Consider the following 18513-nt stretch of genomic DNA (forward strand, 5'->3'; position numbering starts at 1 on the left):
GGACAATACTTTGCAATGAGAAACGGTCTGTATCTGATAATGATACTCTGTACTTTTTTGCTTTCAACACAAACAAAAGCACAGAAAGAAGTGAAATTCAATAAGGATTCCATCCCTCCTGCTTTCTCTAAATTAAAAACCTATTATAACCAGCCGGAAGTATATCTTTCTCACTGGGAAAAGATAAAGAAAGATATCGACAATAAAAAAGGAGATAAGACAACCGATCTATTCTATCTATATAAGGACAGAAATTATTTTCACTATAACCATGGTGACCTAGACAGCTTAAAGAAATACACTCCTATTATAAAAGATTTATCTCTCCGTCTCCATAACAAAGCAGAATACTATAAGAATTGGAGCTTCTTATGTGAACAAATCATATACTCCAATGCCTCCAAAGAGGATATGGAAGAAATGGATAAGATGTACAATGATGCATTAAAAAGGAAAAGTGAAATAGGACTAGCATTTAGCCTGAATGAAATAGCCAACTTTTATGGAGCAAATAAAAATTATGCCAAAGCCTTACCATATATTACACAAGCCATGCAATTGTTTGAGAAATTGAAATTCTGGGATGAATATACTCCATTATGCTCCAATTACATTGTAATTTTAACGAGCACAAATAAATATCAGGAAGCTCAAAATGCATTTTATCATTTAGACTCATTAGCTAACTTGTCACTTACCAGTCCCAGTGTCAATATGAGCATAGCCCGCATCTTAATGATAAAAGACATGGCCTCAGTGGTATTCACCGAGCCACAGGATACCGTTATCTTGCGAAAGTATCTGGCCGACATAGAGGATTTATACCGAAAATCACCACACGAGAACCGCATTTACTTATATAATACAAAAGAGAAATATGCCAAATTAAAAGGTGATATTGACACACTACTTGCCTATCAGGATTCCTCTGCAGAACATTACCGGAAATCCCGCAATGTGATAAACCTTAAAAGGATGTATAATAATAAAGCCTCTGCTTTGCACCGGGCTCACAGATATGACGAAGCTTATCTTATGCTACGCAAATACGTATCTCTAAGTGACTCATTGTATAAGAATGATACCCAGAAACAGCTTAATGAGTTATCCACCCGCTATAATATGAATAAGCTGGAACTTGAAGCCAAAAACATAAGTTTGAAAGCCCGTAATATACAGTTCCTTTATGCTTGTGCCTTGATTGTTGTATTGATAACCACTTTAATCATCGGCATCCAGTTCTATCGCCATAAATTGAAAAACAACCGCTTACTGAGAAAACAAGCCCAAGAACTGCAGCAGGCCAATGAAAAGGCACAACAGGCACAAATCATGAAGACAGCCTTCATCCAGAATATGAACCATGAAGTACGGACACCGCTGAATGCCATTGTAGGCTTCTCCGAATGTCTGGCAGAAATACCTCTGAGCAAGGCAGAAACCAAAGAAATCAGTGCCACCATAAAAAAGAATAGCGATAATCTGCTGAAAATCATCAGCGACATGATTTCTATTGCCAATATTGACAGTGGAGACCAAACATTAACTTATCAGGAGATTCCGGTGAACGAGCTTGTAAATAAATTACTTCAGGAGATGAAGGAATATGCCCAAGCAAAAGTAAAATTTTACTACACCCCATGCCAGACAGACTATATACTTTCGTCTAATGAGGATATCGTACATCAGATACTTATCAATCTGCTACATAATGCACTAAAATTCACTTCAAGTGGCGAAGTAGAGTTGAGTTATGAGGTAGACAACAAAAACTACAAATTATACTTCCACGTACGAGACACCGGCATTGGCGTGAAAAGCGAACTAAAAGAAAAAATATTCTCACGATTCTATAAAGTGGATTCTTTTGTACCCGGCGCCGGATTAGGATTATCCCTATGCCGGATTCTCGCAGAGCGCATAGAAGCACGGGTATATTTAGACGATACCTACCAGAACGGATGTTTATTCACCTTCGAACACCCATTAAAGTAAAATATAGGAATGGAATAGGAAATTCCCTACCTTTTTGTAGGGAAAAGAATAGGGAAGGGAGAAAACTCTTTCCTATTTTTGTATCAGCAATTTTGATAATAAGTCAATAGTACGAACCATAAACGGATCCATATGAAACGTCTTATCACTTTCGTTATCCTCGCCGTCCTCCTCTCCACGGCAGGATTTGCTGCCAGACAGAAAGACTTGAGCGGCCCGATTGCCATAAAAGGCGAACTACAAGAACAGTATGAGGATTTTCCTGCCGGCACTCCCGTAGTGATCCGCAAGGTAGTGAAAATGAAATCGGCAGACCAGGCAGGTCCCAACATTTTCTATGCAACCGAAATCAACGGTATACAATTTGCAATACCTTCTTCTGCTCTGAAAACCATTAAACTCTCACCTCCCGAAACCAATCAGGAGTTTTGGCAGCAAACTTATCTGAAACAACATCTGTATGAGTATTTCGGCGAACGCGGATATAACTCTAAGTTGCGCAAGGAAGTGGACGAAGAATGTCGGGATTACCTGTACAAGCTGGAAGAGATCGGTTATGAGGATGATTTCATCACTTCATATGTACAGAATATCTTTGCTAAACTGACTGCCACCGGTATAGATTCCAACCGCAGCGAACGGTTGAATGTACGCGTCATCCAGTCGCCCGAACCGGATGCTTACATGCTGCCCAACGGCACAATGCTGATTAGTACCGGTCTGCTTTGCACACTTGATTCGGAAGATGAACTTGCCGCCATTATTGCCAATGAGATGTCTCATTTTGTGCTGGACCATCAGGTTAATAACATCTACCGTGCTGAACGCCGTGCCAAGCGGGCAGCTTTTTTGGGAACGGTTCTTGCCGTCACTGCCGAAGTAGCCCTGGAAGTGGCATACTGGGATGACGATGATACAGCTTTAGGTGTAGGCGCTGTTGCCAGCATCGGAAGCGTTGCCGCCCTGCTGAATGTAAATGTAGTGAATCGCCTGGGAATGAATTACAAGAATAACCAGGAATACGCAGCCGACCGGGTTGCACGTGAGTTATTGGAATTCAAAGGGATGAATCCCGATGGATTGGCGTCTGCACTTTCCAAAGTCATCGGATACTATAATATACAGCAACGCGGTCATAAGTTGCTTCGCTACGGCAACATCGACAACCTGAAAAAGCGAATAGACAAAGCCGGTGAGGCAGAAAATCAAATCAGTCATCCTTATCTCAAAGCAACATCGGATGTAGTGACTTTCAACGCAGCCATGAATATGGCAGACCAACGGTATGAAGAAGCCGGAAGATTAATACAGAAGAATATCAATAATAATCTGGCCACCGACCATGATTACGTTATCTTAGCAAAATCACAGATGGCGCTTTACAACACAGAAGAGGTAAACGAAGAATGTGCCACCCTGCTTTGGAAAGCCAAAGAACTAGCAGGAGACAGTCCAAATCTTGACATATATAAACAGGAGATTCTATTGCTAATGCGCATGAATAAACAGGCTAAAGCCGCCAGCACATTGAAGGAATATCTGGGATTACTTTCCCGGTATCAGGAACAAGGGATGCAAGGAGAAGAGGAAGAATGGACAAGCAAAGAAATAGCCTGGGCCAATCAATTATTAGATAAGATCAACAGATTATAAAGGAAAGAGTATTATAAAGTCTTTTTCACCACAGATTACACGGATTTACACAGATTAAATTATCAATATAAATATCTGTGTAAATCCGTGTAATCTGTGGTGAAAAAGACTCCTCTTATTTACGGAATGCCGGACGAACCACTACCGCTTTCAGTTTGCGTCCACGCATATCAATGCAAATCTCCGTACCGACCTTACTATATTCCGGTTTTACATAGCCCATACCGATACCAATCTTACGAGTAGGCGACATAGTGCCTGAAGTTACTACTCCGATAGCTTCACCCTCTGTATTGAACAATTCATATCCATGACGGGGAATTCCACGCTCCACCATTTCAAAACCGACCAACTTACGGACAGTACCTTCCGCTTTCTGCTTTTCAAGCATCGGGCGATTGATAAAGTTCTTACCTTCAGCAAACTTGGTAATCCACCCCAAACCGGCTTCAATAGGTGATGTCGTATCATCCAGATCATTGCCATACAGGCAGAAGCCCATTTCCAGACGAAGCGTATCGCGTGCACCCAAGCCAATCGGCTTGATACCAAATTCTTCACCTGCCTCAAACACGGCATTCCAAATCTTCATGGCAGCTTCGGGATAGAAGTAAAGCTCAAAACCTCCTGCACCGGTATAGCCGGTATTGGAAATAATCACATCTTTCTCACCGGCAAACTCACCATGCGTAAAGGTGTAATACGGCAGTTCCGACAAGTTTATGCTCGTCAGTTTCTGCAAAGCAAGAATGGCTTTCGGTCCCTGTACGGCAAGTTGAGCCATGTGGTCGGAAGCATTTTCCAATTCGGCACCTTCGGTATTGTGCGAAACACACCAGTTCCAGTCTTTTTCTATATTCGAAGCATTCACTACCAGCAGATATTTCTCCGACTCATAATGATAAACCAGCAAGTCATCTACAATACCGCCTTCTTCGTTGGGAAAACAAGTATATTGCACCTTGCCTGGAGTCAGGGCAGCCACATTATTGGAAGTCACTTTCTGAAGAAAAGCCAACGCATTGGGGCCTTTCACCCAGAATTCTCCCATGTGGGAAACGTCGAATACACCCACAGCATTACAAACGGTGAGGTGTTCATCAATGATACCGGAATATTCTATCGGCATATTATATCCCGCAAACTCATGCATCTTAGCACCCAGCGAGATATGTTTTTCTGTAAACGGAGTGGTTTTCATGTCTTAAGGTATTAAATTATTTTTTTGCAACAAGTTCGGCAATCTTCACGATGACCTTCATCGCTTTCTCCATATTCTGGATAGGAGCGAATTCATATCGTCCATGGAAATTCAGGCCACCTGCAAAGATATTGGGGCAAGGTAAACCTTTGAAAGAAAGTTGTGCGCCATCCGTACCACCACGGATAGGTTTCACATTCGGTTTCACACCTACAGCCTCCATTGCGGCAAAAGCCGTATCAATGATATGCATTAACGGTTCAATCTTCTCACGCATATTATAGTATTGGTCACGGAGTTCAAGCGTTGCCGTACCTTCACCATATTCGGCATTGATTTCACTGACAAAGCGTTCTATTTTCTTCTTGCGGCTCTCAAAACGGGCACGATCATGATCACGGATAATATAAGCCACTGTGGTCTGCTCTACATCACCGTTGAAACTGATGAGATGGTAGAAGCCTTCGTAACCTTCGGTATGTTCGGGCGTTTCATGAGCAGGCAACATGGCACAGAAACGGTTGGCTACACGAATTGAATTAATCATCTTATTTTTGGCATAACCCGGATGCACATTGCGACCTTTGAAGGTGATTTTAGCAGATGCCGCATTGAAGTTTTCAAACTCCAACTCTCCTACTTCACCGCCATCCATTGTGTAAGCCCAGTCGCAACCGAACTTCTCAACATCAAATTTATGTGCGCCCAATCCTATTTCCTCATCCGGATTGAAACCAATACGAATCTTGCCATGCTTGATTTCAGGATGCTCTTTCAGGTACACTATCGCAGAAACGATTTCGGCAATACCTGCTTTATCATCTGCGCCCAACAATGTCTTGCCATTGGTAACGATCAGGTCTTCACCTTTATGATCCAGCAGCTCGGGGAACTGAGACGGAGAAAGAACTACATTCTCTTCTGCACAAAGCACGATATCCGAACCGTCATAGTTTTGAACAATGCGGGGAGATACATCTTTGCCACTCATATCGGGACTGGTGTCCATGTGGGCGATAAAACCAATAGTAGGTACCGGCTTATCGATATTTGCCGGAAGTGTGGCAAACAAATAGCCATGCTCATCCAGCGTTATGTCTTCCAAACCTAAAGACTCTAATTCTTCTTTCAGATATTTGGCAAATACCATTTGCCCTGGAGTACTTGGAGTCACCTCTGTCTCTTCACTGGACTGGGTGTCGAAGCTTACATACTTCAAAAAACGTTCTACTAAAGCCATATTATTTATTATTTATGATTTATGATCGAGAACATGAACTACCAATTATCTATCAACAGTAGTCAATAGTTCTGCCGTAAAGGTAGAAAAAGGGGCGTGAACTGCCAAGTAATTCACGCCCCTTTTTACAAAATGTTAGTATTTGGAGTTACTCAAAAGCAACTGCTACCATCAAAACAATGTGTACAAACCTTACATTTCGGCAATCCGATGGACTCGATGAGAGTTTCCAGGGTATTAAACTTCAAAGTTGTAAGGCCAAAACGCTCGGCAATAATGCTGACCATCTTCTCATATTCCGGAGAACCGGTAGTGGCATATTTCTCCAGATTCTTATCTGCATCTCCTTCCAGTTCTGCAATAATACGGCGTGTAATCAATTCCAACGGACTCTTGGAAGCCGTGAAGCCTACAAACGGACAAGCATAAATCAACGGTGGACAAGCAATGCGGATATGTACTTCTTTGGCACCATATTCATACAATACCTTCACATTATCCCGTAATTGCGTACCCCGTACTATGGAGTCATCACAGAACAATAAGCGCTTACCTTCCAGCATGGCACGGTTCGGTATCAGCTTCATCTTCGCCACCAATGAGCGCATCTCCTGCTTACTGGGAGTGAAACTGCGCGGCCATGTCGGTGTATATTTAGAAATGGCACGATGATAAGGAACTCCTTTCCCTTCGGCATAACCCAAAGCCATACCTACACCGGAATCAGGAATACCGCAAGCACAATCTACTTCAGAATCATCGCTCTGTCCCATCTTCAAACCACTGGTAAAACGTACTTCCTCTACATTGCGACCTTCATAGCAAGAAGTAGGAAAACCGTAATATACCCACAGGAAAGAACAAATCTGCATCTTTTCCTCCGGCTTCCGAAGTTGTTCCACTCCATCGGCAGTCATGCGAACAATCTCTCCCGGACCGAGATAGCGGTCTATTTCATAATCCAGATTCGGGAAACTGCTTGACTCACTGGTTGCAGCGTATGCCCCTTCTTTCCGGCCGATTACAATCGGAGTGCGTCCCCACTTGTCACGAGCCGCAATGATACTGCCATCTTCCGATAACAGCAGCATAGAGCAAGAGCCTTTGACACGGCGGTAAACATTTTCTATACCTTCCACAAAAGTTTTTCCTTGTATGATGAGTAGTGAGATAAGCTCAGTTTGATTGGTATTGCCTGAACTCAGTTCGGCGAAGTGCATATTTTGGGAAAGTAGTTCTGCTTCTATTTCTTCCAGATTCACAATTTTGGCTACTGTTACAATGGCGAAGCGTCCGAGGTGGGAGTTAATGATGATGGGTTGCGGGTCTGTGTCGCTGATGATTCCTATTCCGACATTTCCTTTAAACTTATCCAGTTCGTCTTCAAACTTGGTTCGGAAATAAGTGCTCTCCAAGTTATGAATAGATCGGGCAAACATGCCCTCTTCTGCATCATACGTGGCAAGTCCGCCCCGCTTAGTTCCTAAATGTGAATTATAATCTGTACCGTAAAATAAATCCGTCACACAGCTCGCTTTGGAGACTGTCCCGAAAAATCCTCCCATAAATCCTATTATTTATTATTGATTTTAGTATTGACGGGCACAAAGGTACAAAGAAGTTTCTTCTCCACATTACTTTCCTACGAGACAAATTCTAAAAAAACTTATTTTTATGCAGGTTTCCGAACAGCAAAAGGAACGTTTTGTTTAATTCGCAGATAAAAGAAACCAAGTTGAAAAGAACAAAAAGGAGGCTGAACTCAAAAAAACTATTTTGAGACAGCCCCCAACCTAATGCCTGATAAGAACTTCTTTCTACCCTAATTTTAAGGATTTTCTCAATCCGAAACTATTTCTTATCTCCATTTTTTCACAGCCTTCTTATCTGCCGGAGTAGCTTCAATCAAACTAAGAGCGAAACCACCGCTACGTGCCAGTTTCACAGACATCTTAGTCTTATTGGTTACAATACCTTTCTTTATCTGATAAGAGGTTGGATTCTCTTTGTAATCGGCATCCTTACCATCTGCATAGAGAGTAGCAACATATTGCTTACCCGGTTCCAGGAAGTCCAAAGTAAAGCTGGAAGTACGTGCATTTTCATCAGTGATGCCACCTACAAACCAGTTGCTCGTGCCTTTAGCCTTGCGGGCTGCCGTAATATAATCACCCGGTTCCGCTTCCAAATATTTACTATCATCCCAATCCACAGCTACATCTTTGATGAACTGGAAAGCATCCATATGCTTCTCATAATTCTCAACTAAATCGGCAACCATCTGCAACGGACTGTATAATGTTACATAAAGAGCCAACTGCTTACAGAGAGTAGTCTGTACCTGTCCATGAGGCAGGTCACCCATAAATTCCAATTTCGTATCAAAGATACCCGGAGTATAATCCATCGGACCGCCAATCAGACGATTAAACGGAAGTAAAGTAGTGTGGAACGGTTTACTGCCACCGAAAGCCTCATATTCCGTACCACGAGCAGACTCGTTACCAATCAGGTTAGGATAAGTACGGCAAAGTCCTGTAGGACGTACAGCTTCGTGAGCATTTACACAGATCTTATAATCAGCAGCTTTAGTCACAGCATAGAGATAGTGGTTGTTCATCCACTGACCATAATGATGTTCACCGCGAGGAATCATATTGCCTACATAGCCACTCTTTACTGCATTGTAACCGTTGTCTACCATAAACTGGTAAGCTTTATCAATATGACGTTCATAATTGCGTACGGAAGCAGAAGTTTCATGATGCATCATCAATTTCACACCTTTGCTCTTAGCATATTCGTTCAACATCTTTACATCAAAGTCAGGATACGGAGTTACAAAATCAAACACATAATCTTTGGAGTGACCGAACCAATCTTCCCATCCTTCGTTCCAACCTTCTACCAGTACTTGATCAAGTCCATTTTCAGCAGCAAAGTCTATATAACGTTTTACGTTCTCATTGGTAGCACCATGACGTCCGTTAGGTTTAGTTTTAGTATAATCCGTTTCACCCAATTTTACGGAAGGCAAATCATCGGTATAAGCCCAAGTGCTCTTACCGGCAATCATCTCCCACCACACACCTACATATTTCACCGGCTTAATCCAGGAAACATCTTCGTAGGCACAAGGCTCATTCAGATTCAGCGTCAGCTTAGAATTCAGGATATCACGAGCATCATCACTTACGATAACCGTACGCCATGGAGATTTGCAGGGAGCTTGCAGATATCCTTTATCCCCTTTTGCATCAGGAGTTAACCAAGATTCGAATACGAAGTTCTTATCATCCAGATTAAGATGCATACAAGAATAATCTACCAAGGCAGCCTCATGCAAGTTAATATAAAGGCCATCGGCAGTTTTCATCTGCAAGGAAGTTTGCACACCTGTAGGAGAGAAAGTAGTCTGTGAAGAGTTAGGAGTAATGGCACCTTTCATCAAACCACGGATTTCAGAAAGTTTAGATTCTGTATAATCATACTCCTGAGTATCATAATCACCCGGTATCCAGAAAGCTGTGTGGTCGCCTGCCATAGCAAACTGAGTATGCTCATCTTTAATAACAAAGTAATTCAGATTCTTAGATAAAGGAAATTCGTAACGGAAACCCAGCCCATCATCAAAAAGGCGGAAACGGATGATCATATTACGATCCTGAGCCTTCTGATTCAACGTCACAACCATTTCATTATAATGATTGCGGATTTGCTTCACTTCACCCCATACTGGCTCCCAAGTTTCATCAAAAGTAGAAGTCTTGGTGTCTGCCAGTGTAAATCCATTCATCAATCCCGGAGCATCTTTCAGCTCCAGACCGAGTTTAGAAGGTTTGATAACAGCTTTTCCTTTGTAGGAAAGTTCATAGATCGGTTCACCTTGTGCGTTTACTGAAAAGTTCAGTTGCAGTTGTCCGTTTGGAGAGGTAATGCTCTCAGCCATTGTCCAATTGCTCACAAATAAAAAGAGCAGAAGACAGAACAATTTAATTACTTTCATGTTTTTCATGATTTGAATTATTTTTAGAGAATTGTAATCGTGATGCAAATATAAGGATGAAAAGGAATGCGGACGAAGGAATAAAATGAAAATATAAATGAATTCCCGGCAAACGTTTGCATAAGGCATTAAAGGACTGAATCTTAAAGAAAAAGCCTCTTTCTGAAAATATAGATGAAATATAAATACTAACTTTGTCGCGATCTTAGAAATAGTCCCATAAATCAATATAGAAAATGACTAAAACATTCATATTTATCTTTTTAGGCGGAGGTCTTGGAAGTGTACTTCGATTCTCTGTACAACAAATGTTGCACGAACGGATTGTCCCCTACTCTTTTCCATGGGCGACATTCACAGTCAATATCCTCGGAAGTTTCCTTATCGGATTATTTTATGCGTGGTCGGCACGCTTCAATTTAGCAACAGAATACCGGGTACTGCTGACAACCGGTTTATGTGGAGGTTTCACCACATTCTCTACTTTTTCAAATGATGGAGTAATTCTATTGAAACAAGGATTATACGGACTATTCTTCACCTATTTTATATTAAGCATCACGTTAGGAGTAATAGCAGCTATAGCTGGAGGAGTTATCGGAGGAAAATAAGAATTCAGTAACCGGTATCACTCACAAAACATGAATCTTTTACTGAACAAAAGCCGATTGTCCCTTGTTCTCTATTTAAAATAATTACAAATAATATCATAGTTATGAAAATAGAAAAGATTATCGGACGTGAAATCCTCGATTCAAGAGGAAACCCTACAGTGGAAGTAGATGTAATGTTGGAATCAGGCTTTATGGGCCGTGCTTCCGTTCCTTCCGGAGCTTCTACCGGAGAACACGAGGCATTGGAACTCCGTGATGGCGACAAAGGACGTTATGGAGGTAAAGGTGTGTTGAAAGCCGTAGAAAATATCAATAACATCATCGCTCCTCAGTTAGTTGGAATGTCTGCCCTCGACCAGATGGGTATCGATCATGCCATGCTGGCACTGGATGGAACCAAAACGAAATCTAACCTGGGTGCCAATGCCATTCTCGGTGTATCTCTTGCCGTAGCCAAAGCAGCAGCTGCCTATCTCGATATACCTCTGTACCGCTACATCGGTGGCACTAATACATACGTAATGCCTGTGCCGATGATGAATATCATTAACGGTGGTTCACATAGTGACGCTCCTATTGCTTTCCAGGAGTTCATGATACGCCCTGTGGGTGCAACTTCTTTCCGTGAAGGTCTGCGCATGGGTGCTGAAGTATTCCACGCATTGAAGAAAGTATTAAAAGACCGAGGACTAAGTACTGCCGTAGGTGATGAAGGTGGTTTCGCTCCAAATCTGGAAGGTACGGAAGACGCTTTGAACAGCATTATCGCTGCCATTAAAGCAGCCGGATATGAACCGGGCAAAGACGTCATGATCGCCATGGACTGTGCTTCCTCCGAATTCTATAAAGATGGTATCTACGATTATACCAAATTCGAAGGTGCAAAAGGCAAGAAACGTACAGCCGATGAACAGATTGACTATCTGGAACAACTCATCAACCAATTCCCCATCGACTCTATCGAGGACGGTATGAGTGAAAATGACTGGGAAGGCTGGAAGAAACTTACCGACCGTATCGGTAACCGCTGCCAACTCGTAGGTGACGACCTCTTCGTTACTAACGTTGACTTCCTGGCTATGGGCATTGAAAAAGGTTGTGCAAACTCTATCCTGATCAAAGTGAATCAGATCGGCTCCCTGACCGAGACATTGAATGCCATTGAAATGGCTCATCGCCACGGATATACAACTGTAACCTCCCATCGTTCCGGCGAAACGGAAGATGCTACGATTGCCGACATTGCCGTTGCTACCAATAGCGGGCAAATTAAGACCGGTTCGTTGAGCCGTTCAGACCGTATGGCAAAATACAACCAGTTACTCCGCATTGAAGAAGAACTGGGTGCTAATGCTGTTTACGGCTACAAGCGCATCAAATAAATTGCAAGAGGGGCGAACCATCACGGTCTGCCCCTCTTCTTCTTTAACCTTAAAATCACCAATCAATCTACCACCTTAAAGAAAACTTCTTCTCCCGATTGGCTGTCTGTTGCCACCCAAAGTCCAAAGTCTCCGGGTTCCACAACTTTCACCATATCGATGTTCCAAAATGCAAGTTCACTAACGGGTAGTTCAAACGAAACATTCTTTTTCTCGCCCGGTTTCAAGGTTACCCGAGTAAAACGTTTCAGTTCTTTCACCGGACGAGTTACAGAACCAACCTTATCTTGTATATACAATTGAGCAACTTCCGTCCCCTTATATTTACCTGTATTTTCCAGATCAAATGTCACAGTCAATACATCATCTTTCTTCAATGACGCTGATGAAAGTTTGACATTACTATACTTGAACGTTGTATACGACAAGCCATAGCCAAATGGGAATAAAGGATCAAAACCGGCATCCATATAGAAAGAAGTACATCCCAATGAAGTTTGTCCAGCCTCAACAGCAATATCATCCAGCAACACCTCATTACGTGTAGCCGGCCGCCCGGTATTGTTATGAGCATAATATACCGGAATTTGTCCTACCATCTTCGGGAAAGTAACCGGTGTTTTTCCACTTGGAACCGCCTTACCCCACAGCAGATCGGCCAATGCCGGTCCACCCATCGTACCCGGATGGAATGAATAAAGAACAGCTGTTGATTCTTCCACTTCCTGACCGATAGTCAACGGACGACCTGCCATCACAATGGTTACTACAGGTTTACCTGTCTTAGCCAAAGCCGTAATCAAAGCACTTTGATCACCCTGAAGATTCAAATCTGCCAGACAGTGTGCTTCACCCGAAAGAATGGCTTCTTCACCCACAAAAGCAAGAATGACATCTGCACGTGCAGCAACAGCAGCAGCTTTTGCTACGCCTGCCGGATTTTTCTCACGGCTATAAGCTAATCCGGGTTCATAAATCACCTGTACTTTGTCGCCAACTATTTCCTTAATAGCATTCAGTGGTGTCTGAGTATGAGCTTTCTCACCATCAAAGATCCAGGTACCCAATTGTTCATAAGGCGCATTGGCCATAGGTCCTACCACAGCAATGGTTTTCAGAGACTCCTGTAACGGCAGTACTTCTTTATCATTCTTCAACAGGATAGCCGATTCTACAGCAGCCTGCTTAGCTACTTTCAGATGAGAAGGATCATACATGACAGAGGGTTGCTTTTCATCTACATAAGGAACATCAAACAATCCCAGACGATACTTGACGCGCAATATATTACGAACGGCTTCATCAATGGTGCTTTCTTTCACCTTTCCTTCTTTTATCAATGCAGGCAATTCTTTTACAAAGGTATAACTTACCATTTCCATATCCACCCCAGCATTCACTGATTTCATGGCTACCTCTTTAGAATCGGCAGCAAAACCATGACTTATCATTTCGCTGGCAGAAGCCCAGTCTGTCACTACCAAACCATCAAATCCCCACTCGCCACGAAGCACATCTTTCAATATGAAAGCATTTCCGGTAGAGGGTATCCCATCATTATCATTAAAGGAAGTCATAAACGTAGCTGCACCCGCTTTCGTTGCCGCTTCAAACGGTGGCAAGTAAACATTACGCAGGCGACGTTCAGGAATAAATGTCGAATTATAGTCACGTCCGCCTTCAGCTGCACCATAGCCCACAAAATGTTTAGGACAGGCAGCTATGGAAGTGGGACTATTCAAAGAATCTCCCTGAAAACCTTCTACCATGGCAGCTCCCATTACAGAAGTCAGGTAAGTGTCTTCACCACATCCTTCGGCAATGCGCCCCCAGCGAGGATCACGGGCAATGTCGATCATCGGTGCAAAAGTCCAACGGATACCTACGGAAGAAGCCTCAATAGCCGCTACCCGTGCACCGTCTTTCGCAATCTGCGGATTGAACGAAGCCGCTTGTCCCAATGGGATGGGAAAAATGGTTTTAAACCCGTGAATAACATCGCGAGCTATCAACAAAGGGATTCCCAACCGGGACTCCTCCATCGCTACGCGTTGCAACGCATTAATACGTACCGGATCCACCTCATTCAGGATAGACCCGACTTCACCTTTCTTAATTAAACTACTCATATCCTCAATATTCCCGTAAGAGGTAATCTGGTTCATCTGACCGATTTTCTCTTCAAGGGTCATTCTGGATAAAAGAGACTCTACTTTTTTCTCGGTTGCCGCATCGCTACCTTTATTTGCCACTTGTGTACAAGAGACAAAAGGCAGAAGGAGCAAGCAAGTGGAAAAAATTCTTATAGCTTTCATACCTATTCAATTATTTTTTTCTGAAATACACGTACATAGTCAATCTCGTAAGTTGCGGGCAAGGCCGACTCATCTATACCCTGAGCGCCTCCCCAGTCACCTCCCCATGCAAGATTCAACTTCAAGTAGAAAGCTGTATTAAAGGGCCAGGTGTTTTTATTTCCTTTTTTATCGTTATCAAAAGTAAAGTAGCACTTACCATCCACATACCCTTTGATAAAGTCTTCCGTCCACTCAACGGCATATACATGAAACTCCGTTTGAGCAGTCGGCACTTTTATGGTTCCTGATTTTTGAGTACCTATAGAATGATTATAAGCTTTACAATGAACTGTTGATAAAATCACATTAGGATCATAACCCACTTCTTCCATGATATCAATCTCACCATCATCGGGCCAAGCTGTATAATTCTTCGGCATCATCCAAAATGCAGGCCAGGTTCCTTTTCCTGTCGGTAGTTTTAGGCGAGCTTCAAAATAGCCATACTTCCAACTTTCGACTGTATTCATACGAATAGAATAAACCTCATTACCCACCTTCTTAGCAATAATCTTCAGCGTCCCATTACTTACCTGAGCACAAGTTTCTCCATTCTTCGAACCAGGAATGTAGTTCTGTATCTCATTGTTTCCCCAGCCACTGGCACCTGTCTCATACCACCACAATGATTCGTCGGGCGTAGACAGTTTGGAGTCATTAAACTCATCCTGCCATATCAACCGATAGCCCTCAGGAGTGTCGATATCCGGATCTACAATATCAGGTTTTGCTTCTTGTGATACCGGAACAGAAACACGTGTGGTACCTGACTTTACCACTACCGCCCCCTCTCGGGGTTGGTAAGTGGTATTAGCTTTGACCGTTACTTCAACTGTCCCCTGCAGAGTATTACTCAATATTTTACAAGTAATCCAGTCTTCATTGCTGAAAGCAGTCCACTCCTGATCGGACTTAACCGAGAGTGTTGTAACGGAGCCTTCATAAGTAGCCGTTATCTGAGTTGGCACTACGCTGACTACAGGAGAGGATACTTCCGGTTCGCCATCGCTACTGCTACAGCTAAAGAAACCGAGCAGGCAGGTAAAGAAAGAAAGTATTGTCATTAGCTTTATATTCTTAATCATATCAGTCTTTATGCTTTTGTAAGATGATGTCTTTAATCGTTACATCAGTATTGGCAGGATTACCTCCGAAGTCAAATACTAAAGATATAGCATGCATAGCTTCAGGAGCTTTCACAGAAGCTGCCCAAACAGCTTTTTCGGAATCAGCAACTAAATCCACTTTCTTATCAAAGAAGAAGTTACCATCATGCTTGATTTCTTTACCATCTTCACCGATTTCATTGGTCTGCACCAATTTAACAGTTACATTTTTAAGATCCGCTGTTGAATTTAAGATAACATGGAAGTCATAGGCAGTCTCTGTGTCAGCTGTAAGATCAGTCTCAAATGAGAACTGATTCTGCCATGCTTCTGCAGTAGCTTCCGGGAAAGACAAAGAATAAGATCTGCCATCAATGACCAAAGCCGGATTAGGTTTGGGACTCCAGTCACTATTTGCATAAAAGAATTTGTTAACATAGGTCATGCCATTCCAAAGGTTATCCTTACTATCGACAGCAACCCATGTAGGTTCAGGAGTTTCATCGATCACAGGAACTTCAGTGCCGTCGTCATTAGCATGGTCCTTTAACACAATACTTTCAATAGTCATATCCGTGCCAGCTGCATTGCGGCCAAAATCAAAAACAAGCTTCAGATTGGCGATATCAATGCCCGGCATATTACTCTTCCAGAAGCAAAGCGGTTCGTTAGCTTCCAGTTTTATGCCTTTTTGTTCAAAATAGAAATTACCATCATCCGTACTATCCACCAATTTTACTGTAACATTGGAGTGTGCTACTGAAGCTGTAAGAATTACTGAAAAGTCATAATTCTTAGTAGCCTCTGTTGAAATATTGGTTGCCATTGCCATTTGCGCTTGCCAAGTATCATCAGTAGCCTCCGACAATTTTACAGTATAAGTACCATTTTCCAATGTATATGCAGGATCTGCGATAGCCGACCATCCCGGAGCATAATAAAAAGTGGGAGCCGCTATCGTAGCCTTCGTCCACATATTAAAATCACTTTCATACACAAATCCACCGAAACCATTCATTATCGTCTTATTGATGCGGAAAGTTTTGGATATACTACCATCACTTACACCATTGGCATTAGCAATTTTTACATCTACACTGTAATCTCCGGCTTTTCTATAATATTTCTTCATTGAGAATGAAGATGAATAGGTCTTACCGTCAAATATCCAGACAGGAGTAATGCCCGGTTGAGCGTTAAAAGTAAAAGTTACCCAATTGGTTTCCTGATCCACATCTATTTGAATCGTATTTTCATAAGTTGATGCAACCGGAATGCCGGCTTCATTAGGTGATGTAAAGTCATCGGGTGAGCAGGCTGTGATGCTAAAAGCCATAGCCGTCGTCAGCAACATTCCTCCGATATAGCTATATATTTTTTTCATAATCCTTCTTTTTTAATAAATTAATAATTGTTTTGAATTAAAGTACCTTGTGCAGCATCAATTTCGCTCTGCGGAATAGGCAGATGCTTCTTATTTGCTGACCAGGTATTTGTACGGTAACCATATCCATCGGGCACCAACACACTGGTAGCTTTACCTGTACGTATCAAATCCCAATAGCGTTTACCTTCACCCACAAACTCAAGATGACGTTCGTCTATGATATTATCAATTGTTGCTTCTTTTTCAGTAGTCAATCCGGCACGTTTACGTACGCGATTCAAGTATTCTCTTGCATCACCCGAACCTGCACCGCGAGTAATCAATTCAGCTGCATTCAGCAGAGTTTCAGAGAAACGATAGATACGAAGGTTGTTATTCCAGTTCAACTGTGCATCTGCTTTATGACCGGAATTATCACCAGTATGTGCAGCATACTTTTCGAGAAAATAGCCTGTATCCTGGTAGCGGTGATTATAAGTAAGCTGGTTCGTAGGATTTGCAGCATTATGAGCATCAATTGCAGCCTGTGCATTCCAGCAAGTGGCATCACGACGGGTATCATTATTGGCATAACGTTCATACGTTTCCAAACGAACCGGACAGAATCCCCATCCTTCATCATGTCCATCTGTTCCGTTAGGCCAGGTATGCGGACTAACCAGTGTAGGTAATACAGTACCGCCTGCATTCAATGGGCCATCCCATGAACGAATAGCATCATCATCTTTATAGTTTACTTCAAATATAGATTCCTTACCCCATTCATTTGCTTCCTTGAAGATACCAGCATAATTTTCAAGCAAACCATACTGAGTGCTACCGATAATCTCCTGCATATACTGTAAAGCTTTACCATAACGGGATTCATCATTCTGATACATTACAATTTCAGCATAAAGCATATATGTCATAGCCTTGGTCACACGGCCATAATTATCTGCTTTTTCTTTCATCGGAAGAGCATTACTTGCAATCACACCTTCAAGATCAGTAATGATATTTTCATACACCTGATCTGCAGATAATTGTTCCGCAAGATAGGGGGATGTCAGGTTTGTATTATAATATGGTATATTACCCCAGAACTTCCACAGCCAATTGTAGTAGAGTACACGGAGAGTGATAACTTGAGCCTCGTAATATTTCCGATTCTCCTCAGTTACATTATCTCCTGCCCAACCTAGGTAAGTAATGACATCATTACAACGCTTCACACCACTATAAGAAACAGTCCACAGCCCTTTAATCACATTTGTAGGAATTGCTTCAAAATTCATCATCAAATGCCATGCCTGATTATCTGTTCTGTCCTGACCGCCAATCCAAAGATCATCAGCCATGATATCACTCATAAGAGTTACAGGATTATATTCACCCATTGCCCAATCGGACCAATGCAGAGGGTCATAAGCTGCTACTACTGCTTCCTGAATATGCGCATCGGTAGTAAAATAAGAATTAATTGTTTCATCTGTTGGAGAAGAAACCTCCAAAAAGGATTCTGAACATCCTGTAGCCAAGAAAGCGGACGCTATCAAACTTGCTACTATATATTTATATCTTTTCATAACT

Annotated in this window: 12 protein-coding genes; 4 read left to right on the forward strand and 8 right to left on the reverse strand. The window is 42.3% G+C overall.

The genetic code is table 11. The annotated features are described in order from the left end of the window. Nucleotides 1-15 precede the first annotated feature (15 nt). Nucleotides 16-1995 carry a sensor histidine kinase gene (locus BACINT_RS19400; RefSeq protein ID WP_044155374.1) on the forward strand — a complete coding sequence of 660 codons (1980 nt, stop codon included), beginning with the start codon at nucleotides 16-18 and terminating at the stop codon, nucleotides 1993-1995. A gap of 132 nt (nucleotides 1996-2127) precedes the next feature. Continuing rightward, entirely contained in the window at nucleotides 2128-3648 is a 1521-nt protein-coding gene (locus BACINT_RS19405) for a M48 family metallopeptidase (RefSeq protein WP_007666288.1), read from the forward strand. Nucleotides 3649-3763: 115 nt separating this feature from the next. Here the strand turns inward: BACINT_RS19405 and gcvT are convergent, their stop codons facing one another. From gcvT to BACINT_RS19425, 4 genes are all read right to left on the reverse strand, one after another. Then, complete coding sequence (gene gcvT, locus BACINT_RS19410; RefSeq protein WP_007666289.1) at nucleotides 3764-4849, reverse strand: glycine cleavage system aminomethyltransferase GcvT; 1086 nt, start codon at nucleotides 4847-4849, stop codon at nucleotides 3764-3766. 16 nt (nucleotides 4850-4865) lie between these two features. Beyond that, nucleotides 4866-6089 (reverse strand): peptidase T, encoded by a 1224-nt coding sequence (gene pepT, locus BACINT_RS19415; protein WP_007666292.1) that lies wholly within the window; start codon nucleotides 6087-6089, stop codon nucleotides 4866-4868. Nucleotides 6090-6241: 152 nt separating this feature from the next. Further along, nucleotides 6242-7654: an amidophosphoribosyltransferase gene (locus tag BACINT_RS19420; RefSeq protein ID WP_007666294.1), complete on the reverse strand. Its 1413-nt coding sequence runs from the start codon at nucleotides 7652-7654 to the stop codon at nucleotides 6242-6244. A gap of 293 nt (nucleotides 7655-7947) precedes the next feature. Then, nucleotides 7948-10104, reverse strand: coding sequence for a glycoside hydrolase family 97 protein (locus BACINT_RS19425; protein WP_007666296.1), 2157 nt, complete (start codon nucleotides 10102-10104; stop codon nucleotides 7948-7950). Nucleotides 10105-10331: 227 nt separating this feature from the next. Here BACINT_RS19425 and crcB point away from each other — a divergent pair, with 227 nt between their 5' ends. Further along, nucleotides 10332-10706: a fluoride efflux transporter CrcB gene (crcB, locus tag BACINT_RS19430; protein ID WP_007666298.1), complete on the forward strand. Its 375-nt coding sequence runs from the start codon at nucleotides 10332-10334 to the stop codon at nucleotides 10704-10706. A 104-nt stretch (nucleotides 10707-10810) separates the two neighbouring features. Next, nucleotides 10811-12091, forward strand: coding sequence for a phosphopyruvate hydratase (eno, locus tag BACINT_RS19435; protein WP_007666300.1), 1281 nt, complete (start codon nucleotides 10811-10813; stop codon nucleotides 12089-12091). Nucleotides 12092-12153: 62 nt separating this feature from the next. Here the strand turns inward: eno and bglX are convergent, their stop codons facing one another. Genes bglX through BACINT_RS19455 form a run of 4 tightly spaced genes read right to left on the reverse strand, consistent with a single transcriptional unit; the run spans nucleotide 12154 to nucleotide 18509 of the window. Beyond that, entirely contained in the window at nucleotides 12154-14406 is a 2253-nt protein-coding gene (bglX, locus tag BACINT_RS19440; protein ID WP_007666301.1) for a beta-glucosidase BglX, read from the reverse strand. A gap of 2 nt (nucleotides 14407-14408) precedes the next feature. Next, a complete protein-coding gene (locus BACINT_RS19445) occupies nucleotides 14409-15533 on the reverse strand; it encodes a family 16 glycosylhydrolase (protein WP_007666303.1) in 1125 nt (374 codons plus the stop codon). 1 nt (nucleotide 15534) lies between these two features. Continuing rightward, complete coding sequence (locus BACINT_RS19450; RefSeq protein ID WP_007666310.1) at nucleotides 15535-16938, reverse strand: hypothetical protein; 1404 nt, start codon at nucleotides 16936-16938, stop codon at nucleotides 15535-15537. Between the two features lie 20 nt (nucleotides 16939-16958). Further along, a complete protein-coding gene (locus BACINT_RS19455) occupies nucleotides 16959-18509 on the reverse strand; it encodes a RagB/SusD family nutrient uptake outer membrane protein (RefSeq protein WP_007666311.1) in 1551 nt (516 codons plus the stop codon). Nucleotides 18510-18513 lie beyond the last annotated feature (4 nt).

It is taken from the genome of Bacteroides intestinalis DSM 17393 (assembly GCF_000172175.1).
Classification (GTDB): Bacteria; Bacteroidota; Bacteroidia; order Bacteroidales; family Bacteroidaceae; genus Bacteroides; species Bacteroides intestinalis.

What these genes read in the sequence shown, in the direction of transcription:
- BACINT_RS19455 (WP_007666311.1), bottom strand. Translation starts at nt 18,509, where the DNA reads ATGAAAAGATATAAATATATAGTAGCAAGTTTGATAGCGTCCGCTTTC.
- BACINT_RS19450 (WP_007666310.1), bottom strand. Translation starts at nt 16,938, where the DNA reads ATGAAAAAAATATATAGCTATATCGGAGGAATGTTGCTGACGACGGCT.
- BACINT_RS19420 (WP_007666294.1), bottom strand. Translation starts at nt 7,654, where the DNA reads ATGGGAGGATTTTTCGGGACAGTCTCCAAAGCGAGCTGTGTGACGGAT.
- bglX (WP_007666301.1), bottom strand. Translation starts at nt 14,406, where the DNA reads ATGAAAGCTATAAGAATTTTTTCCACTTGCTTGCTCCTTCTGCCTTTT.
- crcB (WP_007666298.1), top strand. Translation starts at nt 10,332, where the DNA reads ATGACTAAAACATTCATATTTATCTTTTTAGGCGGAGGTCTTGGAAGT.
- BACINT_RS19405 (WP_007666288.1), top strand. Translation starts at nt 2,128, where the DNA reads ATGAAACGTCTTATCACTTTCGTTATCCTCGCCGTCCTCCTCTCCACG.
- gcvT (WP_007666289.1), bottom strand. Translation starts at nt 4,849, where the DNA reads ATGAAAACCACTCCGTTTACAGAAAAACATATCTCGCTGGGTGCTAAG.
- pepT (WP_007666292.1), bottom strand. Translation starts at nt 6,089, where the DNA reads ATGGCTTTAGTAGAACGTTTTTTGAAGTATGTAAGCTTCGACACCCAG.
- BACINT_RS19445 (WP_007666303.1), bottom strand. Translation starts at nt 15,533, where the DNA reads ATGATTAAGAATATAAAGCTAATGACAATACTTTCTTTCTTTACCTGC.
- eno (WP_007666300.1), top strand. Translation starts at nt 10,811, where the DNA reads ATGAAAATAGAAAAGATTATCGGACGTGAAATCCTCGATTCAAGAGGA.
- BACINT_RS19400 (WP_044155374.1), top strand. Translation starts at nt 16, where the DNA reads ATGAGAAACGGTCTGTATCTGATAATGATACTCTGTACTTTTTTGCTT.
- BACINT_RS19425 (WP_007666296.1), bottom strand. Translation starts at nt 10,104, where the DNA reads ATGAAAAACATGAAAGTAATTAAATTGTTCTGTCTTCTGCTCTTTTTA.